General features: G+C 65.0%; 19 protein-coding genes and 1 tRNA gene. 12 read left to right on the top strand and 8 right to left on the bottom strand.

All coding sequences use genetic code 11. The features are described 5' to 3' along the window. Window positions 1-15 precede the first annotated feature (15 nt). Together ACN9MV_RS25865 and ACN9MV_RS25870 are read right to left on the bottom strand one after the other, a co-directional pair. Window positions 16-696: a lytic transglycosylase domain-containing protein gene (locus tag ACN9MV_RS25865; protein ID WP_093057453.1), complete on the bottom strand. Its 681-nt coding sequence runs from the start codon at window positions 694-696 to the stop codon at window positions 16-18. Further along, window positions 693-2438 carry a proline--tRNA ligase gene (locus tag ACN9MV_RS25870; RefSeq protein WP_426390102.1) on the bottom strand — a complete coding sequence of 582 codons (1746 nt, stop codon included), beginning with the start codon at window positions 2436-2438 and terminating at the stop codon, window positions 693-695. Before ACN9MV_RS25870 ends, ACN9MV_RS25865 begins: the two co-directional genes overlap by 4 nt. A 147-nt stretch (window positions 2439-2585) precedes the next feature. On the opposite strand from ACN9MV_RS25870, the gene ACN9MV_RS25875 reads away from it, so the two are divergent. Both ACN9MV_RS25875 and ACN9MV_RS25880 read left to right on the top strand, forming a co-directional pair. Then, window positions 2586-3254, top strand: a complete 669-nt coding sequence (locus ACN9MV_RS25875) for an RNA pyrophosphohydrolase (RefSeq protein ID WP_093057451.1) — start codon at window positions 2586-2588, stop codon at window positions 3252-3254. Further along, window positions 3202-3795, top strand: coding sequence for a CNP1-like family protein (locus ACN9MV_RS25880; RefSeq protein WP_177142457.1), 594 nt, complete (start codon window positions 3202-3204; stop codon window positions 3793-3795). The genes ACN9MV_RS25875 and ACN9MV_RS25880 overlap by 53 nt, the downstream gene beginning before the upstream one ends. 44 nt (window positions 3796-3839) lie before the next feature. Here the strand turns inward: ACN9MV_RS25880 and proB are convergent, their stop codons facing one another. From proB to rplU, 4 genes are all read right to left on the bottom strand, one after another. Then, entirely contained in the window at window positions 3840-4979 is a 1140-nt protein-coding gene (gene proB, locus ACN9MV_RS25885; RefSeq protein WP_093057450.1) for a glutamate 5-kinase, read from the bottom strand. 89 nt (window positions 4980-5068) lie between these two features. Next, complete coding sequence (cgtA, locus tag ACN9MV_RS25890) at window positions 5069-6145, bottom strand: Obg family GTPase CgtA (protein WP_093057449.1); 1077 nt, start codon at window positions 6143-6145, stop codon at window positions 5069-5071. A gap of 71 nt (window positions 6146-6216) precedes the next feature. Further along, window positions 6217-6477 (bottom strand): 50S ribosomal protein L27, encoded by a 261-nt coding sequence (gene rpmA / locus ACN9MV_RS25895; RefSeq protein WP_093057448.1) that lies wholly within the window; start codon window positions 6475-6477, stop codon window positions 6217-6219. Between the two features lie 12 nt (window positions 6478-6489). Beyond that, window positions 6490-6801 carry a 50S ribosomal protein L21 gene (gene rplU / locus ACN9MV_RS25900; protein WP_007833243.1) on the bottom strand — a complete coding sequence of 104 codons (312 nt, stop codon included), beginning with the start codon at window positions 6799-6801 and terminating at the stop codon, window positions 6490-6492. A 191-nt stretch (window positions 6802-6992) separates the two neighbouring features. Here rplU and ACN9MV_RS25905 point away from each other — a divergent pair, with 191 nt between their 5' ends. The 10 genes from ACN9MV_RS25905 to ACN9MV_RS25950 all read left to right on the top strand — a co-directional run bounded on the left by ACN9MV_RS25905 (window position 6993) and on the right by ACN9MV_RS25950 (window position 16395). Continuing rightward, window positions 6993-7985 (top strand): polyprenyl synthetase family protein, encoded by a 993-nt coding sequence (locus ACN9MV_RS25905; protein ID WP_093057447.1) that lies wholly within the window; start codon window positions 6993-6995, stop codon window positions 7983-7985. Between the two features lie 51 nt (window positions 7986-8036). Beyond that, window positions 8037-8113, top strand: a tRNA-Pro gene (locus ACN9MV_RS25910). A gap of 113 nt (window positions 8114-8226) precedes the next feature. Continuing rightward, window positions 8227-9960, top strand: a complete 1734-nt coding sequence (pilB, locus tag ACN9MV_RS25915; RefSeq protein WP_097198199.1) for a type IV-A pilus assembly ATPase PilB — start codon at window positions 8227-8229, stop codon at window positions 9958-9960. Window positions 9961-9986: 26 nt separating this feature from the next. Further along, a complete protein-coding gene (locus tag ACN9MV_RS25920) occupies window positions 9987-11216 on the top strand; it encodes a type II secretion system F family protein (protein ID WP_093077476.1) in 1230 nt (409 codons plus the stop codon). Next, window positions 11216-12181, top strand: a complete 966-nt coding sequence (locus ACN9MV_RS25925; protein WP_426390105.1) for a prepilin peptidase — start codon at window positions 11216-11218, stop codon at window positions 12179-12181. The genes ACN9MV_RS25920 and ACN9MV_RS25925 overlap by 1 nt, the downstream gene beginning before the upstream one ends. An 8-nt stretch (window positions 12182-12189) precedes the next feature. Further along, entirely contained in the window at window positions 12190-12798 is a 609-nt protein-coding gene (gene coaE / locus ACN9MV_RS25930) for a dephospho-CoA kinase (RefSeq protein WP_426390106.1), read from the top strand. Between the two features lie 69 nt (window positions 12799-12867). Next, the gene (locus ACN9MV_RS25935) at window positions 12868-14361 is read left to right on the top strand and encodes an MBOAT family O-acyltransferase (RefSeq protein WP_097198197.1); all 1494 of its coding nucleotides are present in this window, start codon (window positions 12868-12870) and stop codon (window positions 14359-14361) included. Between the two features lies 1 nt (window position 14362). After that, window positions 14363-15397 (top strand): hypothetical protein, encoded by a 1035-nt coding sequence (locus tag ACN9MV_RS25940; RefSeq protein WP_093057442.1) that lies wholly within the window; start codon window positions 14363-14365, stop codon window positions 15395-15397. A gap of 30 nt (window positions 15398-15427) precedes the next feature. Then, the gene (gene zapD, locus ACN9MV_RS25945) at window positions 15428-16183 is read left to right on the top strand and encodes a cell division protein ZapD (RefSeq protein ID WP_093057441.1); all 756 of its coding nucleotides are present in this window, start codon (window positions 15428-15430) and stop codon (window positions 16181-16183) included. Further along, window positions 16180-16395: a DNA gyrase inhibitor YacG gene (locus ACN9MV_RS25950; protein WP_426390108.1), complete on the top strand. Its 216-nt coding sequence runs from the start codon at window positions 16180-16182 to the stop codon at window positions 16393-16395. Before zapD ends, ACN9MV_RS25950 begins: the two co-directional genes overlap by 4 nt. Before the next feature lie 24 nt (window positions 16396-16419). Here the strand turns inward: ACN9MV_RS25950 and ACN9MV_RS25955 are convergent, their stop codons facing one another. Further along, window positions 16420-18387 carry an acyltransferase family protein gene (locus ACN9MV_RS25955; RefSeq protein ID WP_426390110.1) on the bottom strand — a complete coding sequence of 656 codons (1968 nt, stop codon included), beginning with the start codon at window positions 18385-18387 and terminating at the stop codon, window positions 16420-16422. 17 nt (window positions 18388-18404) lie between these two features. Further along, on the bottom strand, window positions 18405-20363 hold the full coding sequence (locus ACN9MV_RS25960; RefSeq protein ID WP_097198194.1) for an acyltransferase family protein: 1959 nt from the start codon (window positions 20361-20363) through the stop codon (window positions 18405-18407). Between the last annotated feature and the right edge of the window lie 7 nt (window positions 20364-20370).

Below are 20370 nucleotides of genomic sequence, written 5' to 3' on the forward strand. Positions count from 1 at the left end.
GGCTGGCTTGCAGACTCAGGCCGCCGACCGGTCCTTGTCCTTTTCCTTCTCGCGTTCCTTGTCGTTGAACACCCAGAGCCGCTGGTTGGCGAACACCGCGTTCGGGTAAGGCGACTTGCCGCGGCTGCCGTTGTAGCGACCCAGCGTCATGTACAGGTCGCCGTTCTCGCGGTCGAGGTAGTGGCGCAGGATCACGCAGCCGAAGCGCAGGTTGGTCTGCATGTGGAAGAGCTTGGCCGAATCGCTGTCGCCGATCACGCGCGTCCAGAACGGCATGACCTGCATGTAGCCGCGCGCGCCGGCGCTCGACACCGCGAACTTGCGGAAATTGCTCTCGACCTGCACCAGCCCGAGCACCAGGCTCACCTCGAGCCCCGAGCGCTTGGCTTCGTACCAGGCGGTCTGCAGGAATTCGATGCGCGAGGGCGCGTCGGCGATCTTCTTCTTGAGGCGTTCGCTCATCTCGCCGAGCCAGCGCAGGTAGGCCAGGCGGGCTTCGGTGTTCGCGAACTGGGGCACCGGCGGCGCCTTGTTGTGGATGGCCGAGCTCAGTGCGGTGCGCACCGAGTCGATCAGCGGCTCCTCGATCTGCGCACCGGCCAGGGCGGTCTGCGGCAGCGACAGCATTGCGAGGGCGCCCGCCGTCACGGCGCCGCCCAGGCACTGGCGTCGCGAGAGGCCGCCCTCGAGGCTCATTTGGCGAGCTTGCCGGTGATGAAGTCGGCGATGCCGGCCGCAGGCACCTTGGTGGCCGCGGTGTCGCGCCGGCCCTGGTATTCGAGCTGGCCTTCCTTGAGACCGCGATCCGAGATGACCACGCGGTGCGGCACACCGATCAGCTCCCAGTCGGCGAACATCGCGCCAGGGCGCTCGCCGCGATCGTCGAGCAGCACGTCGACGCCCTTGGCAAGCAGCTCTTCGTAGAGCGCTTCGGCCGCGACCTTGACCTCGGGGCTGCGGTCCATGCCGATGGGGCAGACCACCACCGTGAACGGAGCCAGCGCGTCGGGCCAGATGATGCCGCGCTCGTCGTGGTTCTGTTCGATGGCAGCGGCCGGCAGGCGGGTGATGCCGATGCCGTAGCAGCCCATTTCGAGGAACTGCGGCTTGCCGCCTTCGTCGAGGTAAGTTGCGTTCATGTCCTTGCTGTACTTGGTGCCCAGCACGAACACGTGGCCGACTTCGATGCCGCGCTCGATGGCCAGCACGCCCTTGCCGTCGGGCGAGGCGTCGCCCGCGACCACGTTGCGGATGTCGGCGATCAGGTCGGGCTCGGGCAGGTCGCGGCCCCAGTTGACGCCGGTCATGTGGAAGTCGACTTCGTTGGCGCCGGTGATCCAGTCGGCCATGACGGCAGCTTCGCGATCGGCCACCAGCTTGACGGGCTTCTTGAGGTTCAGCGGGCCCAGGTAGCCGGGCTTGCAGCCGAAGTGGTCCTCGATCTCGGCGAGGGTCGCAAAGCGGAAGCCCTGGTTCAGGCCGGGCAGCTTGCTGACCTTGATCTCGTTCATGTCATGGTCGCCGCGCAGCAGCAGCAGCCAGACCTGCGAGCCCTTCGGATTGCCGGCCTCATCGACGATGTCGGTGGCCAGCACCAGCGACTTGATGGTGGTCGACAGCGGCACGCCGAGCAGCTCGGCCACGTCGGCGCAGGTGCTCTTGCCGGGGGTCGGAGTCTTCTGGAGCGCCTTGGTGGCCGCGAGGCGCGGGCCGGCCGGGGCCAGCGCCTCGGCCTTTTCCATGTTGGCGGCGTATTCGCTGTCGGGGCAGTAGACGATGGCATCTTCGCCGGTCGCGGCGATCACCTGGAACTCTTCGCTCAGGTCGCCGCCGATGGCGCCGCTGTCGGCCGCCACGGCGCGATAGCGCAAGCCGAAGCGGTCGAAGATGTTGCGGTATGCCTGCGCCATGGTCTGGTAGCTGGCCTTGGCCGCGTCGAGGTCGCGGTCGAAGCTGTAGGCGTCCTTCATGATGAATTCGCGCCCGCGCATCAGGCCAAAACGCGGACGGCGCTCGTCGCGGAACTTGGTCTGGATCTGGTAGAAATTCTTCGGCAGCTGCTTGTAGCTGCGGATCTCCTGGCGCGCGATGTCGGTCACGACCTCTTCGCTGGTCGGCTGGATCACGTAGTCGCGGTCATGCCGGTCCTTGATGCGCAGCAGCTCGGGGCCCATCTTCTCGAAGCGGCCGGTCTCCTGCCAGAACTCGGCCGGCTGCACCACGGGCATCGTCATCTCGACGGCGCCAGCGCGGTTCATCTCCTCGCGCACGATGGCCTCGACCTTGCGGATCACGCGCAGCCCCATGGGCATGTAGGTGTAGATGCCCGTGCCGAGCTTCTTGATCATGCCGGCCCGCATCATGAGCCGGTGGCTCGCGACCTCTGCGTCAGCAGGCGCTTCCTTGAGAGTGGAGACAAAAAATCGGGAAGCTTTCATCGGGATCGGTGTGATGGATTCGCTGGATTCGAAAATGGGAAGTGGGGGACTGCTCCCCCGGAGAGACCCTGAGAGCCTGGCATCGGCAGCTTGCCGAGGGCAACCCGGCATGCATAATCGACTCAGTTCAAAAATTGGGGTTTGATTATGCTCGACCGGGACGGCTTCAGGCCCAACGTCGGCATCATCCTGCTCAACCAGAGAAACCAGGTTTTCTGGGGCAAACGCATACGCACGCATTCCTGGCAGTTTCCGCAAGGCGGCATCGACCGCGGCGAAAGTCCCGAGCAAGCCATGTTCCGGGAACTGCACGAGGAAGTGGGGCTCCACCCGGAGCACGTGCGCATCGTGGCCCGTACCCGCGACTGGTTGCGCTACGAGGTGCCGGATCGGTTCATCCGCCGTGACGCACGGGGCCACTACAAGGGCCAGAAACAAATCTGGTATTTGCTGCAACTCGTCGGCCACGACTGGGATCTCAACCTTCGTGCCACCGACCATCCCGAATTCGATGCTTGGCGCTGGCACGACTACTGGGTGCCGCTCGACGTGGTCGTCGAGTTCAAGCGCGGCGTCTACGAGATGGCGCTCACCGAGCTTGCTCGCTACCTGCCAAGGCAGGATTTCCGCAACCGCTTCCTGCGCAGCAACGTGCGCGCCCGAGAATTCGAGCGCCATTCGCCAGACGCCGGGGCGCCTCCCGGACTGGACCTGCCGCCCGGCGGCAGTTTCGATCCGCATCCCGACATTCCTTCTGCGAGCGATGAACCTCCTGTCCACAACAACAAAGCGCCGTTCCTTCCGACGCAACGCTGAGCGCGCCCTTCTTCTGATCTGCTTCGGCGTCCTCGCGGGCTGCGCCTCGGGCCAGCACGACACCGACAACCCCGACTGGGCGCAGGCCGGCAGCCCGCCGCCGCCGAAGCGGTCCGAAACGGACAAGGAATGGGAAGAAACGGTAACGCCGCCGCCGCCGGCCTTCAGCGAAAGCCGTCTGCTGCCGATCGAGATGCCGCCTTACATGAGCCTGAAGTTCGGCGTCGACCCGAACACGATCGCAATCACTGGCGACGGGATCGTGCGTTACGTGGTGGTGGCACACAACCGCAACGGCGGTGCCGTCAACGCCTTCTACGAGGGCGTGCGCTGCTCTACGGCGGAAATGAAGAGCTATGCGCGCTACAACAACGGCGCCTGGCAGGACGTCGCAAAGCCGGAGTGGAAACGCCTGAACGACCTGAACTCCAGCTACACCCGGGCGCTGTCGACCCAGGCCCTGTGTCGCGGCAATGCGCCGCGCGCCTCGATCGGGGAAATGGTGCAGAACATGCGCAACCCGGTGCGGGAAGTGCAGTAATCCAAACAACAACGGGGCCTTGCGCCCCGTTGTTGTCTGGATCATCAGCTGGGCATCAGCACCATGTTGTCGCGGTGGACCATCTCGGGTTCCGCAACATAGCCCAGCAGGCGCTCGAATTCGCTCGAGGGCTTGCGGCACAGCAGGCGCGCCTCCACGCTCGAATAGTTGGCAAGGCCCCGGGCCAGCTCGACGCCATCGACGTCGCGCACCGCGATCACGTCGCCGCGCGAGAACTCGCCTGAAACGCTGGTCATGCCGATCGGCAGCAGGCTCTTGCCCTCGGCTCGCACCTTCGCGGCCGCGCCTGCATCGACGACGACGGCGCCGCGCAATTGCAGGTGGTCGGCCATCCAGCGCTTGCGGGCCTGGTGCTTGGCAGTCTGCGCCACCAGCAGCGTGCCGATGGACTCGCCCCGCGCCAGGCGCAGCAGGGCATCGGCCTCGCGACCCCAGGCGATGACGGTAGAAGCGCCCGAGCCCGCGGCGCGCTTGGCCGCGAGGATCTTGGTGATCATGCCGCCCTTGCCGATGCTCGACCCCGCCCCACCCGCCATCGCTTCGAGCGCCGGATCGCCCGCGGCGGCTTCGTGCACGAACTTGGCTTCCGGGTCCTTGCGCGGGTCGGCCGTGTACAGGCCCTTCTGGTCCGTGAGGATGACCAGCGCGTCGGCCTCGACGAGGTTGGCCACGAGCGCACCGAGCGTGTCGTTGTCGCCGAACTTGATCTCGTCGTTGACGACCGTGTCGTTCTCATTGATGACCGGCACCACACCCAGCTTGAGCAGCGTGACCAGTGTCGAGCGGGCATTGAGGTAGCGCTCGCGATCGGCCAGATCGGCGTGGGTCAGCAGCACCTGCGCGCTGCCGATTTCGTTTTCGCGCAGCTTGGTTTCGTACATCTGGGCCAGACCCATCTGTCCGACGGCCGCAGCGGCCTGAAGCTCGTTGATTTCGTGCGGTCGGGTGCGCCAGCCGAGGCGCTTCATGCCTTCGGCAATGGCCCCGCTCGACACCATCACGACCTCGCGCCCTTCGCGCACCAGCGCAGCCAGTTGCCGGCACCACTCGCCGATGGCGGCCTCGTCGAGACCGCGCCCCTCGTTGGTCACGAGGCTGGAACCCACCTTGACGACGATACGGCGGGCATCCCGCAAGGCAGTGGATCCGGAGTTCGAGGTCATTTTCGGGTTGTAACGGTCTTGGATGCTGCGTGGGTTGCTGTCTGTCTATCTATCTGTTGGCAGGGCCGCGGGGGATGCGGCAACGCCGCTCAGGCGCCCTCGGAAGGCAACGGCGTGAAGCGCGGATCGACGACGACCGGCGCGTGCTCGGCCACCTGCTGCGCCTTGACCTGCTGATAAACAGCCTGCACCAGGTGTTCGCAGCCTTCGCGGGTGAGTGCCGAGATTTCGAACACGGGGCCCTTGAAACGCAGGCGCTTCACGACGTCCTTGACGCGCGCCGCGCGCTCTTCGGTCGGCACCATGTCGAGCTTGTTGAGCACGAGCCAGCGCGGCTTTTCGTAGAGCGCGGCGTCGTACTTCTTGAGCTCGCCGACGATGGCCTTGGCCTGAGCGACGGGGTCGATGTTGTCGTCGAACGGTGCCATGTCGATCACGTGCAGCAGCAGGCGCGTGCGTTGCAGGTGACGCAGGAAGAGATGGCCGAGGCCCGCACCTTCGGATGCGCCTTCGATCAGACCGGGAAGGTCGGCCACAACGAAGCTCTGCTCCGGGCCGACGCGCACCACGCCGAGGTTCGGGTGCAACGTTGTGAAGGGGTAGTCGGCGATGCGCGGGCGGGCATTGGAAATGGCGCTGATCAGCGTCGACTTGCCGGCATTCGGCATGCCGAGCAGGCCAACGTCGGCCAGCACCTTCAGCTCCAGCTTGACGCTGCGCTTTTCACCGGGCCAGCCGGGCGTCTTCTGACGCGGCGCGCGGTTGATGGCGCTCTTGAAGCGCATGTTGCCGAAGCCGCCGTCGCCACCCTTGGCAATGGTGATGACTTCGCCCTCTTTCAACAGCTCGAACAGCACCTCGCCGGTTTCGGCATCGGAGATGATCGTGCCGACCGGCATCTTGAGCGTGATGTCGTCGCCCGCGGCGCCGAACATGTCGGAGCCCATGCCGTGCTCGCCGCGCTTTGCCTCGTGGCGGCGGGAGTAGCGGAAATCGACCAGCGTATTGAGGTTCGAGTCGGCAACCGCGAACACGTGGCCGCCACGGCCGCCGTCGCCGCCGTTGGGGCCGCCGAATTCCTTGTACTTCTCATGACGGAACGACACGCAGCCGTTGCCGCCATCGCCGGCGGCGATGTCGATGAAGGCTTCGTCGACGAACTTCATGGGATGTCCAGTTTACAAATGAAGAAGCCCCGGCAATGCGGGGCCTCGGGCAGGTCGAAGTGACTCGAGGCTTACGCCGCGGGGGTCACGTTGACCGTGTGCTTGTTGAGTGCACCCTTGGTACCGAACGACACGTGGCCGTCGACCAGGGCAAACAGCGTGTGGTCCTTGCCCACGCCGACATTCACGCCGGGGTGGAACTGGGTGCCGCGCTGGCGCACGATGATCGAGCCTGCGCTGATCAGTTCGCCGCCGAAAGCCTTCACGCCGAGCATCTTGGGCTTGGAATCGCGCCCGTTTCGCGTTGAGCCGCCGCCTTTTTTCTGTGCCATGGAATCTGCTCCTTAGCCGGCGATCGCGCCGATTTGCAGTTCGGTGAACTGCTGGCGATGGCCTTGACGTTTCTGATAGTGCTTGCGACGGCGCATCTTGAAGATGTGGACCTTGTCGTGCTTGCCGTGCGACAGTACCGTGACTGTCACCGTTGCGCCGGACACCAGGGGCGTGCCAACCTTGATTTCAGCGCCGTTTCCGACGGCCAGAACCTGGTCGATCACGATTTCCTGGCCTACGTCCGCAGCAATCTGTTCTACTTTAATTTTCTCGCCGGAAGCAACGCGATACTGCTTGCCACCGGTTTTTATGACCGCGTACATGTAAACCTCTTAGAAATGAGTCTCCGCAGCGAATTCCGCAGAGCCCAAGATTATAGCGCGGTTTGTGGTTGCTAACCACTTTCGGCCCAGCGCAATCCCGGCAAACCGCCGCGGCTCCCTATAATTTGCGCCTTCCGGCCCTTCCTCCGCCTGGGTCGCCATCATCCTCAGCAGCGCTCCGCGCCTCCGCTTTGCCAGTTCCCGCCGCCGACACCTCCCCCACCGCCACCGTGCTGGACCTGATTGCCGGCGACATGGTCGAAGTCGACCGTGTGATCGCCCGCCGCCTCGACACGGGCGTGCCGCTGGTCAGCCAGGTTTCCAGGTACATCATTTCCGCTGGCGGCAAACGCCTGCGGCCGGCGCTCCTGCTGCTGATGTCGGGCGCGCTGGGTTACACCGGCGAGCAGCGCTTCAATCTGGCGGCCGTTGTGGAATTCATCCATACGGCCACCCTGCTGCACGACGACGTGGTCGACGAATCGACCCTGCGGCGCGGTCGGGCGACCGCCAACGAATCGTTCGGCAACCCGGCCAGCGTGCTGGTCGGTGACTTTCTCTATTCGCGCGCATTCCAGATGATGTTGGATGCCAACAACATGCGCGTCATGCAGATCCTGGCCGAAGCCACCAATGTGATCGCCGAGGGCGAGGTGCTCCAACTGATGAACATGCACGACGCATCGCTGGACGAGGCAGCGTATCTGCGCGTGATCCGCTCGAAGACCGCGAAGCTCTTCGAGGCCAGCACCCGCCTCGCGGCCGTGCTGGCAGGCGCCACACCCGAAGTGGAAGAAGCCTGCGCAACCTATGGACAGGCACTCGGCACCGCCTTCCAGGTGATCGACGACGTGCTGGACTATGCGGGCGATGCCAACGAGACAGGAAAGAACGTCGGCGACGACCTGCGCGAAGGCAAGACCACGCTCCCGCTCATCTTCGCCATGCAGCGCGGCACCTCGGCTCAGAGCGACCTGGTGCGCGCCGCCATCGAGGCGGGCGATACCGCCCAGTTGGGCAAGGTCGTCGAGATCGTTCGCGAAACTGGAGCCCTGGATGCTTCCCGCGCGGCGGCTGCCGCCGAAGCACAACGCGCAATTCATGCGCTGAACGGCTTCCCGTCCAATTCGCACGCTTCAGGTTTGCTACAATTGGCGGCTCAGTTGCTTGAGCGACGTGCCTGAACACCTCTCCTGAGTTGGCATCTAGGACGATTTCTTTTTTCTTGCAACCATCGGGGTGTAGCTTAGCCTGGTAGAGCGCTACGTTCGGGACGTAGAGGCCGGAGGTTCGAATCCTCTCACCCCGACCAGCCTTTGGCTGGCATAAATAAATGGCCATGCCTGTTGCTGTGTAGCGATTTACAGCACTGGGCTGTTCAGCGATGATCGTGAAGCACTTTTTCACATCTTTTTCATTCGCTGAATGGCCGCTGCCGAACTTCCAGTTAAAGAACCCTCGCAGATTGCCCTCCCCGGGCTCGCGCGCGCCCTGGTGTCGGCCGGCAAGCTTCCTGCCAGGGCCGCCGAAGACATCTACCAGAAGTCCCTGAGCGGCCGCACCAGCTTCATCGCGGAGCTGACCGGCTCCGGCGCCGTCTCGGCCGCCGATCTCGCCCACACCCTTTCCACCGCCTTCGGCGCGCCGCTGCTCGATCTCGACGCCATCGATCCCCAGCGCCTGCCGAAGGATCTGCTCGACGCGAAGCTGTGCCACGCGTACCGCATCGTTGTCCTGAGCAAACGCAACAACCGTCTGATTGTTGCAACAGCCGACCCCTCAGACCAGCAGGCGGCGGAGAAGATCAAGTTCGCATCCCAGATGGGTGTCGACTGGGTCATCGCGGAATACGACAAGCTGTCCCGAATGATCGAAGCCGCCGCAGTGACGGCAGCGGAGAGCATCAACAACATCGTCGGCAGCGAGTTCGAGTTCGACGATGTCTCAGCCGACACCTCAGGCGACAGCAACGAGCAGGCGATCGCCGAAGTCGAGGACGCACCGGTCGTGCGCTTCCTTCACAAGATGCTGCTCGACGCCGTCGGCATGCGGGCCTCGGACATTCACTTCGAGCCCTACGAGCACCACTACCGCGTGCGCTTTCGGGTCGACGGCGAACTGCGCGAGATCGCCAGCCCGCCCACAGTCATCAAGGACAAGCTGGCATCGCGCATCAAGGTCATTTCCCGGCTCGACATCTCCGAGAAGCGCGTGCCGCAGGACGGCCGCATGAAGCTCAAGATCGGGCCCGACCGCGTGATCGACTTTCGCGTGAGCACGCTGCCCACGCTGTTCGGCGAGAAGATCGTCGTTCGTATTCTCGACCCGAGCAGCGCGCGTCTGGGCATCGATGCCCTGGGCTACGACGCGGATGAAAAGGCGCGGCTCCTGCATGCCATCGGCCGCCCCTACGGGATGGTGCTCGTCACCGGCCCCACGGGCTCGGGCAAGACGGTGTCGCTCTACACCTGCCTGAACCTGCTGAACCAGCCGGGCGTCAATATCGCGACGGCAGAAGACCCGTCGGAAATCAACCTGCCCGGCGTCAACCAGGTCAACGTCAACGAACGGGCCGGCCTGACCTTCGCGACCGCGCTGCGCGCCTTCCTGCGCCAGGATCCCGACATCATCATGGTCGGCGAAATCCGCGACCTCGAAACCGCCGATATCTCGATCAAGGCCGCGCAAACGGGCCACTTGGTGCTCTCCACGCTGCACACCAATGACGCGCCGACCACGCTCACGCGGATGCGCAACATGGGCATCGCGCCGTTCAACATCGCGTCCAGCGTGATCCTGATCACGGCGCAGCGCCTTGCACGGCGGCTGTGCACCGTCTGCCGCGTGCCGGCCGACGTCCCGCGCGAAGCGCTACTCGACGCAGGGTTCAGGGAAGAAGACCTGGACGGCACCTGGAAGCCCTACCGCCCCGTCGGCTGCTCCGCCTGCAGCGGCGGCTACAAGGGCCGCGTGGGCATCTACCAGGTGATGCCGATCACCGAGGCCATCCAGGAAATCATCCTGCGGGACGGCAGCGCGCTCGACATCGCACAGCAGTCCGAGGCAGAGGGCGTACGCTCGCTGCGCCAGTCGGGTCTGCGCAAAGTGATGCAAGGTCTCACTTCTCTGGAAGAAGTCGTGGCCTGCACCAACGAATAACGAACACACTGAAAACCGGAGATCGAATGGCAACAGTGGCATCCACCCGCTCACGTGATGGGCTCAAGGAGTTTGTCTTCGAATGGGAAGGCAAAGATCGCAACGGCAAGATGGTGCGCGGCGAACTTCGTGCCGCCGGCGAAAACCAGGTGCAGGCTGCCCTGCGTCGCCAGGGCGTGCTCGCGTCCAAGATCAAGAAGCGCCGCATGCGCTCCGGCAAGGCGATCAAGCCCAAGGACATTGCCATCTTCACGCGCCAGCTGGCGACCATGATGAAGGCCGGCGTGCCCTTGATGCAGTCCTTCGACATCGTCGGGCGCGGCAATGCGAACGCGAGCGTGGCCAAGCTGCTCAACGACATCCGTAGCGATGTGGAAACCGGTACCTCGCTGTCGGCCGCCTTCCGCAAGTTCCCGAAGTACTTCGACAACCTGTACTGCAACCTGGTGGAGGCCGGCGAAGCGGCCGGTATTCTCGAAGAACTGCTGGACCGGCTGGCCACCTACATGGAAAAGACCGAGGCGATCAAGTCCAAGATCAAGTCGGCATTGATGTATCCGATCTCGGTGATCGTGGTGGCCTTCGTGGTCATCGCCATCATCATGATCTTCGTCATTCCGGCGTTCAAGGAAGTGTTCACGTCGTTCGGCGCTGACCTGCCCGCGCCGACGCTGATCGTGATCAGCATCAGCGAATTCTTTGTGTCCTACTGGTGGCTGATCTTCGGCGGCATTGGCGGCGGACTCTACTTCTTCATGCAGGCCTGGAGGCGCAATGAGCGCTTTCAAAGAGTCATGGACCGGGCACTGCTGAAGGTACCAATTTTCGGCGTCCTGATCGAAAAATCCTGCGTAGCCCGCTGGACCCGCACCCTTGCAACCATGTTCGCCGCCGGCGTGCCACTGGTCGAAGCCCTCGATTCGGTGGGTGGCGCCTCGGGCAACACCGTCTACGGCGACGCCACGACGAAGATCCAGCAGGAGGTCTCCACAGGCACCAGCCTCACCACGGCCATGACCAACGCCAACCTGTTCCCTTCCATGGTGATCCAGATGACCGCCATTGGCGAAGAATCCGGCTCCATCGACCACATGCTGGGCAAGGCCGCCGACTTCTACGAATCCGAAGTGGACGACATGGTCGCAGGCCTCGCCAGCCTGATGGAACCCATCATCATCGTGTTCCTCGGCACCATCATCGGCGGCATCGTGGTGTCGATGTACCTGCCTATCTTCAAGCTCGGCCAGGTCGTTTGATGCTCGTTTCGCGGGAGTTCGACACCGTTTTCGCCGGTGTGCTGGGGCTATTGATCGGCAGCTTCATGAATGTCGTCATCTACCGCACGCCGGTGATGATGTACCGCGACTGGCTAGCCGACGCCGTCGCCAATCTCATGCCCTCGAAGGACGCACCCTCGCTGTGGTCGCTGGCCTTCGGCCCGAAGGTCGCGCCCCCCGCGGGGCTGGAAGCAGTTGCTGACAAGGCGGCTGCAGTCATCGAAGCGCAGCCTCCTTTCGACCTGGCCCGTCCCGCGTCGCGCTGCGGAGCCTGTGGGCACAAGATCCGCTGGTACGAGAACATCCCCGTGCTGAGCTACGCCGTGCTGCGCGGGCGCTGCTCGTCGTGCAAGACCGCGATCAGCCCGCGCTACCCGATGGTCGAACTGGTCACGGGCGCCCTGTTCGCCCTCTGTGCCTGGCGCTTCGGCATCACACCAGCCGGGGCGCTGTGGGCTGCGTTCGGCGCCCTGCTGATCTGCCAGTTCCTGATCGATTTCGACACCCAGTTCCTGCCTGACTCGCTCAACTACCCCCTGCTCTGGCTCGGCCTGATCGGCGCGGCCATGGGCTGGACCGGCGTGCCGCTGAGCTCGGCGGTCTGGGGCGCGGTGTTCGGCTACCTGAGCCTCTGGCTTGTGTACCATGGCTTTCGCCTGGTCACGGGCAAGGAAGGCATGGGCTATGGAGACTTCAAACTGCTTGCCGCGCTGGGTGCCTGGCTCGGCGCCGACTATCTCATCGCGATCATCCTCGTCTCCTCGCTGGTGGGCGCGGTGATCGGCGTGACGCTGCGCATCGCCGGCAAGCTGGCGCACAAGGACATTCCCATCGCCTTCGGCCCCTTCCTGGCCGGAGCGGGCCTCGTCTGCCTGGTGGCGGGCCCGGAAGTCGTGAGGCAATGGATTCCGTTCGCCTTCCCCCTTGGCGCACTGATCCATTGACACACCGCATGGTGCGGCGCATCGGTCTGACGGGCGGCATCGGCAGCGGCAAGAGCACCGTCGCAAGGCTGCTGGTGGCCCAGGGAGCTGTGCTGGTGGACACCGACGCCATCGCGCGCGCCATCGCACTCCCAGGCGGCATCGCCATGCCGGCCCTCGAGGCAGCCTTCGGCCCCAGGGTCATCGCCCCGGACGGAGGCCTGGACAGGGCCGCCATGCGACAGATCGTGTTCGCGGATGCGGGAGCCAAGGCTCGCCTCGAATCCATCCTCCACCCCTTGATCGGCGCCGAAACCCAGCGCCAGGCCGCAGCAGCGGGCGAGGATGCGGTCGTCGTGTTCGATGTCCCCCTGCTCGTCGAATCCGGCCGCTGGCGCGCCACTGTCGACCGGGTGCTGGTGGTCGACGCCACCGAGGAAACGCAGCTCAAGCGCGTCGTCGCACGCTCGGGCTGGACGCCGGAAGCGGTCAAGGCAGTGATCGCCCAGCAGGCCACGCGCCGGGCGCGCCGGGCCGCCGCCGACGCGGTCGTTTTCAACGAGTCTTTGACGCTGGAGGAACTCGCTCAGCAGGTACGGGGTCTCTGGGAACGGTGGGTTCGGCCGGGCACGCGATAATTTGGGGTTGACGCCGCGACGGCTACACGACGATCACGTCAAACGGCGCACGCCTCAGCGCCCCTCACGATGCTTTTCAATTCGTACCCTTTCATCTTTGTTTTCTTCCCGCTGGTCCTGATCGGCTTCTTCCTGATCGGTGCGCGCAGCCCCCGGTCGGCGGCGGGTTTCCTGGCACTGGCTTCGCTCTTCTTCTACGGATGGTGGAGCGTCAAGGCACTGCCCTTGCTGCTGGGGTCGATCTGCATCAACTACTGGTTCGGATTGCGGCTCACGCCCTCGCCTGGCCGGGAAGACAAGCACCGCAAGGCCCTGTTGATCATCGCGCTGGTGGTCAATCTCGGGGTGCTGGCCGTCTTCAAGTACGCCAACTTCTTCCTGGAAAACATCGATGCCGGCCTGGCCGCCGCGGGCTTCGCGCAGATCGACCTGGTGCACATCGTGCTGCCGATCGGCATCTCGTTCTACACCTTCACGCAGATCGCCTTCCTGGTCGACTGCTGGCAGGGCAAGGTGCGGGAGCGCAGCTTCGTGCACTACGCGCTGTTCGTCACCTACTTCCCGCACCTGATCGCGGGCCCGGTGCTGCATCACGCGCAGATGATGCCGCAGTTCAACAACCCGGCCACCTACCGGTTCAACGCCAACAACATGGCGCTCGGACTGGGCATCTTCGTATTCGGCCTGGCCAAGAAGATGCTGATCGCCGACCCGCTGGGGCAGTACGCCGACATGATGTTCAAGGGCGTGCACGAAGGCGTGCTGCCCTCGCTGTACACGGCCTGGTTCGGGGTGCTGGCCTACACGCTGCAGATCTACTTCGACTTCTCCGGCTACTCGGACATGGCGGTCGGCCTGTCTCTGTGCGTGGGCGTGCAGCTGCCGCTCAATTTCAGGTCGCCTTACAAGTCGACCAACATGATCGAGTTCTGGCGCCGCTGGCACATCTCGCTGTCGACTTTCCTGCGCGATTACCTCTACGTGCCGCTCGGAGGCAACCGCAAGGGGCCGGCCCGGCGCTACATCAACCTTTTCCTGACAATGCTGCTGGGCGGCCTGTGGCACGGCGCCGCCTGGACCTTCGTCATCTGGGGCGCACTGCATGGCGCCTACCTGATGGTCAACCATTTCTGGAACGCCAAGGTGCGCCGGGGCAACACGAAGACCACGTGGTATGGCCGCGTGGTCGGCTGGTTCATCACCTTCCTGTGCGTGATGATCGCCTGGGTGGTGTTCCGGGCCGACAGCATGACAGCCGCCGTCGAGATCTACAAGGGCATGCTGGGCATGCACGGCGCGCCCGTGTCGGCCTTCAGCGAGTTCCGCGTGCCGTTCCGCAAGCCCGAGTTCTTCCAGACCATCCTCGTCGGCCTGGTGATCTGCTTGGCGCTGCCGCCCACCATCACGCTCGACCGCTGGATCCCGAACGTCGCGGGGCTGGCCGGCCGCCCCCGCCTCCAGCGCCTGGCCACCTGGGTCACGGGCCTGGGCTGCATCTATCTTTTTGGCCTGTGCGTGTCGAAGTTCGGCAACTACAGCCCGTTCCTCTATTTCCAGTTCTGACATGGAAGACACGAAATCGGCCAGGACCTGGCTACGCATCTTTGTAGCGGGCTATCTGGTGTGCTGCGCGCTGCTGGTCGCCAGCCTCTTCACCCCCATTCCCTACGGCGACCTGACCCGCATCGGACGCATCTCGGAACGCGAGTTCGGCTGGCACGTGCCGCCACCACCTATTCCCGATGCGGACATCAAGACGTGGCCGATCCAGGAGTCCGACATCCTGGTGATCGGCGACAGCTTCTCCGTGCGCTACGCCTGGCAATCGGCGCTCGTGGGCGCCGGCTACAAGGTCACCACGACGCACTGGGACAACCTCGGCGGCACCCTGTGCGACGACTTCTCTGGTTGGCTCGATAAATCCGGCTTCAAGGGCAAAGTGGTCATCGTCGAGAGCATCGAGCGCCTGCTGCAGGACCGTATCGAGAAGTCCGAGAGCTGCAAGACGATGAAGCACGCCTTCAAGCCGACGCCGCCGCCCTTCGAGAACCCGGCCAAGCCCGCCCCCGGCTTCCAGCTCAACTGGGATGCCCAGTTGCTCAGTGGCTGGTTCACATACCAAAACACCAAGGCCATCATGGCCTCCGACAGCTGGACCAACACGCCCGACCGCTGGGGCCCGCTGATCGACGCGCGCGTGGTGCCCGACGGCTGCAAGCAGTTCAGCCACCGCGCCTGCGACAAGCTGCTCATGACCGCCGAAGACCGCGTCAACGCGGCGCTGACGGCCGAGTCCGCGCAGTTCATGAAGCGCTTCGAAAGCACCGCCGCGCCTTACAAGGTGGTGTGGATGGTGGTCCCCAACAAGAGCACCGTGTATTTGCAACAAAACCATGCCGATGCGTTCCGGGCCGAATTCAACCCGCAAAATATCGGACCGGACCTGTTCGCGCTGGCAGAAGAGAACCGCTTCAAGATGATGGATCTTTTCCCCGCCAACGAGACCCACGTCTCGACCCGGGGTTACATTCTTTTCGGGCAGCGTATGCTGGAGGCTGTGCGCCAGGTGATGCCCACCCCGGTTGCCAAATCACAATGAGCTCGAACCCGACGTGAAAAAACGATACGCGTGATCCTCTACGAGTACCCCTTCAACGAGCGCATCCGCACGTACCTGCGGCTGGAGCACCTGTTTCGCCGCCTCGGTGAGTTGGTGCCCGCCGAATCGCCTCTGTCCCACCACTACGCCCTGGTCACGATCTTCGAGATCATGGACGTCGCCGCGCGCGCCGACCTCAAGGCCGACGTGCTGCGCGACCTGGACAAGCACAAGAACGTCTTCAACAGCTACCGGGGCAATCCGGCCATCGCCGAGGCCGTGCTCGACCAGGTCGTCGGCCAGCTCGAAGGCAACTTCGCCACCCTCAACAGCGTGGCCGGCAAGGCCGGGCAGGCGCTGACTGAGAACGAGTGGCTCATGAGCATCCGCAGCCGCGCCGGCATTCCGGGCGGCACCTGCGAGTTCGACCTGCCCGCCTACTACGCCTGGCAGCACCGCCCCGCCGCCAGCCGCCGCGCTGACCTCGAACGCTGGTCGAACACCCTCTCGCCGCTGGCCTCGTCGATCTACCTGCTGCTCAAGCTGCTGCGCGATGCCGACGTGCCCTACAAGGTGATCGCCACCAACGGCCAGTTCCAGCAGAACCTGCCGCAGGGCCGCAGCTTCCAGTTGCTGCGCCTGCGCATCGACCCCAAGCTCGGCTTGATCCCTGAAATCAGCGGCAACCGCCTCATGGTCTCGGTGCGCCTGATGCGCCATGACGCGGACGACCGCCTCCACCAAAGCTCGGACGACGCGCCTTTCGAGCTGACCCTCTGCGCATGACGACACGGTTGAACAGCAAGGGCGAACGGATCGTCCGCTGCCCCACGTGCGGCGGCGACAGCATCTACGCACCGAGCAACGCCTACAGGCCCTTCTGCAGCGCGCGCTGCAAGGGTGTCGACCTGGGTGCCTGGGCCAGCGAAGAATTCCGCATGCCGGCCGAAGCGCCGCCTGACGACGAGCCTTTCGGCGACCCCAAGATCCACCAGTAGGCAGCCGGGCAGCCGCGGGGCTGGCTACTTGCCGCCCGCGTCTTCGTCGAGCAAGGCAGGGTCGATGTAGGTCGCGAAGCTGCGCGCGTACCGGGGCCGCAAGTGCCCGATATCCTTGTAGGCCGGCGAACCGTCGTCCGGCATGCTGCGGATGCACTGGCCATCGGCACACAGGCTGGCAAACGGCTCGATGACCTTCGCGCCATTGGCCTCGGCCACCTGCTTCAGCCGCGCATTGAACTGCGCCTGGTCTTGCGGCATCGGCGCCTTGAGCTGCCCGGTGGCCGCCGTCATGCCGCCCAGCCGGCTACCCTGGATCTGCTTGAGCGGATCGAAATCCATGCCGACCGGATTGCCGAGCACCAGGTAGACCGTCTTGTGCGCCGACAGGCGCTTCAGCGTCTCGCCCAGCGACTTCAGCGACAGGTCGACACCGTCCCCGCCGAGGAACGGGTGCACGGCCTTCTTGTCGTCGACAAAGTAGTTCATCGTGGGTCCGGCCCCCGTGAAGTAGCAGCTCCAGCATGCCCCGAGCACCACCGAATCGATCTCCGGCTTCAGCGCCAGGTTGAGCACTGCTGTGCGCCTCTCTTCGCACGCCGTATCGGCGCCGCTGAACAGGCCCGGCACAGGCGGACATGAGCCCTTGGTCGCGAAGTACACCGTGCGGGCCTTGCCGGGCTGCGTGCGCACCATTTCGAGCGCGCGCGGCGCGTATTGCTCGACGTGGCTGTCGCCGATCAGCAGCACGTTGTGCTTGCCGCTGCCGGTGCGGTAGACGAATTGCCCGCCCAGCGCAGCCTCTTCGAAGCCGTTGTAGTAGTTGTCTTCGCGCGTTGCATCCGCCACCGCCTGCAGGGCCTGGCTGTCGTTGCGCGGCGGCGGCGTGCCCAGGAAAACCAGCACCCCGGCCAGCGCCAGCGCGGCGCCGCTGCCCGCCAGCCCGCGCAGCATCGTCTGCGAGAGATGAAGCTTGACGAAGCGCTCGAGGAAGCGATACGTGGCCCACGCCAGCACGACCGATGCCACCACCAGCGCGATGCGCACCTGCAGCGAAGGCTCTCCGCCCACCACGATGCGCGCATACGAAAGCAGCGGCCAGTGCCAGAGGTAGAGCGGGTAACTGATCAAGCCGATCCACACCATGACACGGTTCGACAGCAGATAACGGTTGAGCACGCCGTTCGGCCCGGCCGCGATGCAGCTCACCGCCCCCAGCACCGGCAGCAGCGCCCACCAGCCCGGAAACGCCTTCGTGCTGCGCGTCATGAAGAGGCCGAGCACGATAAGGCTCACGCCAACGACGGACTGCACATGCTTCGTCCACGCACGCGGCTGGGCCGAACCGCTGGCAGCCTGCAGCCGCATCGCCGCCAGCAACCCGCCGGCCATCAGTTCCCAGGCGCGTGACAGCGGCGAATAGAACGCAGCTGCGCGATGCGGCTGCACCGTCAGCACATTGACCAGGAACGAGATCGCGGCCACCGCCAGGGTCACGCGCAAGATGGGCCAGCGCTTGCGCCAGGCCAGCCCCAGCATCAGCGGCCAGAAGATGTAGAACTGCTCCTCGATCCCCAGCGACCACAGGTGCAGCAGCGGCTTGGTCTCGGCCGTGGCGTCGAAGTACCCGGCTTCGCCCAGGAAGACGAGGTTGGCAAAGAAGGCGGCCCCGCCCGTGGTCTGCTTGCCGAGCTGCGAGAACTCGCCCGGCAGCAGCACGTACCAGCCGAAGGCCAGCGTAGCGAGCAGCACGAGCACCAGCGCCGGAAAGATGCGCCGGATGCGCCGCGCATAGAAGTCGCGATAGCTGAAATCGCCCGCCGCCAGGCTCTGCAGAAGAATGGTCGTGATCAGGAAGCCTGAGATCACGAAGAAGATGTCGACCCCGATGAAGCCGCCCGGCAGCAGGCTCGGAAAGGCGTGGTACGCCAGCACCGAGCCCACTGCGATGGCGCGCAGGCCGTCGATGTCCGGGCGGTACTTGGGATGCATCGTTCGCTCAGCCTCGCTCAGCGCGACGGCTGTTGCACGGCGCGCACCGTGCGGTCGAAGTAGCTCGCCTCTTCCCGGGTGTAGCGCGGGCGCAGGTGGTCGGCGTCCTTGTAGGCGGGCGAACCGTCGGGCATCGTGCGGATGCACTGGTCGTCCTTGCACAGCACCGCCATCGCATCGATGGCCTCGGCTCCGCTCGCCTGCGCGATCGCGCGCAGCCGGTCATTGAGCTGCTTCTGGTCGGCCGGCAGCGGCGTCGTCGGCGTCGAGACCGAAGCCTCCATGTGCGTCAGGCGGCTGCCCTCGATCAGGCGCTTCGGCGTGAACTCGGGACCACCGGGGTTGTCGAGCAGCAGGTAGACCTTCTTGTGGCGTGCCAGCTCGCGCAGCGTGACCTCCAGCGAGGCCAGCGAGCGTTCGATACCGTCGCCGCCCTGGAACGGATGGACCACGTTGTCCGCGCCGCGGTAGTAGTACTCCAGGGCGCCGTGGCCGACGAAGTAGCAGTTCCAGCAACCGCCGATGACCACCGAATCGACCTCGGGGCTCAGTGCATAGGCCAGCAACGCAGTGCGCCGCTCGGCGCATCCGATGTTCTTGTCCGCGAAGACCCCCGGCACCGCCGGACACGCGCCCTGGGTCACGAACCAGGCCGACTTGTCTTCCATCGACAGCGTGCGGGCCAGTTCCATCACGCGCGGCGCGTACTGCTGCACGTGGCTGTCGCCCAGGAACAGCACCCGCTTGGGCCCACCGCCAACCTTGTAGACCAGCTGGTCGCCGATCATGTCGAGCTTGAAGCCCTGGTAATAGTCGGCATCCAGCCCGGCGTTGGCGACGATCTGCAACTGAGCGCTGTTGTTGCGCGGCTCGGGCACGCCGAAGAAGATCGCCGTGCCTGCGGCGGCCAGCAGCACCATCCCCGCGCCCAGTGCCTTGAGCGTGCCCGCGCCGGGGCGATTTCTCGCATAGCGCTCGACAAAGCGGTACGTGGCCCACGCGAGCAGCACGCTGGCCACCATCGCGCCGGCGCGGTAGACCGGCGACGGATGCAGCGGGTCGGCCTCCACGATGCGCACGAACGCAAGCAGCGGCCAGTGCCACAGGTACAGCGGATAGCTGATGAGCCCGAGCCACACCATCACCCGGTTCGACAGCAGGTACTTGTTCAGCACGCCGTTCGGCCCTGCGGCGATGCAGCTCACCGCGCCCAGCGTGGGCAGCAGCGCCCACCAGCCCGGGAACGCCTTGTTGCTGCGGATCATCACCAGCCCGAGCACGATCAACCCGACGCCCAGCACCGACTGCAAGTGGCTGCGCCACGCGCTCGGCGTCGGCGGCTTCAGCCGCATGCAGGCCAGGATGCCGCCCACCATCAGCTCCCAGAAACGGGAGGCCGGCGAGTAGAACGACGCCGCCGGCAACGGATGCACCGTCGTCACATTCACCAGGAACGAGACCACCGCGACCACCAGCACCACGCGCACGATCGGCCAGCGCTTGCGCCATGCGAGCCCCAGCAGCAGCGGCCAGAAAATGTAGAACTGCTCCTCGATGCCGAGGGACCACAGGTGCAGCAGCGGCTTGGTTTCGGCAGCCGTGTCGAAATAGCCCGACTCGCCCCAGAACACCAGGTTGGCGACGAACGCCGCGCCGCCCACGGTCTGCTTGCCGAGCTCGGCGAACTCGTCGGACAACAACAGATACCAGCCGGCGCACAGCGTCGCCAGCAGCACCACGATCAGCGCCGGAAAGATCCGCCGGATGCGCCGCGCATAGAAGTCGCGGTAGCTGAAGTCACCCGCCGCGAGGCTCTGGAGAATGATGGTCGTGATCAGGAAGCCCGAGATCACGAAGAAGATGTCGACCCCGACGAAGCCGCCCATCAGTGCCGTCGGGAAGGCGTGATACACCAGCACGGACCCGACCGCGATCGCGCGCAGCCCATCGATGTCCGGACGGTACTTGGGATGCATCAATCAG

Origin of the sequence: Variovorax sp. R-27, assembly GCF_049913215.1 — a bacterium.
In the GTDB taxonomy this organism is placed as follows: domain Bacteria; phylum Pseudomonadota; class Gammaproteobacteria; order Burkholderiales; family Burkholderiaceae_C; genus Variovorax.

What these genes read in the sequence shown, in the direction of transcription:
- ACN9MV_RS25865 (WP_093057453.1), bottom strand. Translation starts at nt 696, where the DNA reads ATGAGCCTCGAGGGCGGCCTCTCGCGACGCCAGTGCCTGGGCGGCGCC.
- ACN9MV_RS25875 (WP_093057451.1), top strand. Translation starts at nt 2,586, where the DNA reads ATGCTCGACCGGGACGGCTTCAGGCCCAACGTCGGCATCATCCTGCTC.
- ACN9MV_RS25950 (WP_426390108.1), top strand. Translation starts at nt 16,180, where the DNA reads ATGACGACACGGTTGAACAGCAAGGGCGAACGGATCGTCCGCTGCCCC.
- ACN9MV_RS25940 (WP_093057442.1), top strand. Translation starts at nt 14,363, where the DNA reads ATGGAAGACACGAAATCGGCCAGGACCTGGCTACGCATCTTTGTAGCG.
- cgtA (WP_093057449.1), bottom strand. Translation starts at nt 6,145, where the DNA reads ATGAAGTTCGTCGACGAAGCCTTCATCGACATCGCCGCCGGCGATGGC.
- proB (WP_093057450.1), bottom strand. Translation starts at nt 4,979, where the DNA reads ATGACCTCGAACTCCGGATCCACTGCCTTGCGGGATGCCCGCCGTATC.
- ACN9MV_RS25880 (WP_177142457.1), top strand. Translation starts at nt 3,202, where the DNA reads ATGAACCTCCTGTCCACAACAACAAAGCGCCGTTCCTTCCGACGCAAC.
- rpmA (WP_093057448.1), bottom strand. Translation starts at nt 6,477, where the DNA reads ATGGCACAGAAAAAAGGCGGCGGCTCAACGCGAAACGGGCGCGATTCC.
- pilB (WP_097198199.1), top strand. Translation starts at nt 8,227, where the DNA reads ATGGCCGCTGCCGAACTTCCAGTTAAAGAACCCTCGCAGATTGCCCTC.
- coaE (WP_426390106.1), top strand. Translation starts at nt 12,190, where the DNA reads ATGGTGCGGCGCATCGGTCTGACGGGCGGCATCGGCAGCGGCAAGAGC.
- rplU (WP_007833243.1), bottom strand. Translation starts at nt 6,801, where the DNA reads ATGTACGCGGTCATAAAAACCGGTGGCAAGCAGTATCGCGTTGCTTCC.
- ACN9MV_RS25955 (WP_426390110.1), bottom strand. Translation starts at nt 18,387, where the DNA reads ATGCATCCCAAGTACCGCCCGGACATCGACGGCCTGCGCGCCATCGCA.
- ACN9MV_RS25920 (WP_093077476.1), top strand. Translation starts at nt 9,987, where the DNA reads ATGGCAACAGTGGCATCCACCCGCTCACGTGATGGGCTCAAGGAGTTT.
- ACN9MV_RS25960 (WP_097198194.1), bottom strand. Translation starts at nt 20,363, where the DNA reads ATGCATCCCAAGTACCGTCCGGACATCGATGGGCTGCGCGCGATCGCG.
- ACN9MV_RS25935 (WP_097198197.1), top strand. Translation starts at nt 12,868, where the DNA reads ATGCTTTTCAATTCGTACCCTTTCATCTTTGTTTTCTTCCCGCTGGTC.
- ACN9MV_RS25870 (WP_426390102.1), bottom strand. Translation starts at nt 2,438, where the DNA reads ATGAAAGCTTCCCGATTTTTTGTCTCCACTCTCAAGGAAGCGCCTGCT.
- ACN9MV_RS25925 (WP_426390105.1), top strand. Translation starts at nt 11,216, where the DNA reads ATGCTCGTTTCGCGGGAGTTCGACACCGTTTTCGCCGGTGTGCTGGGG.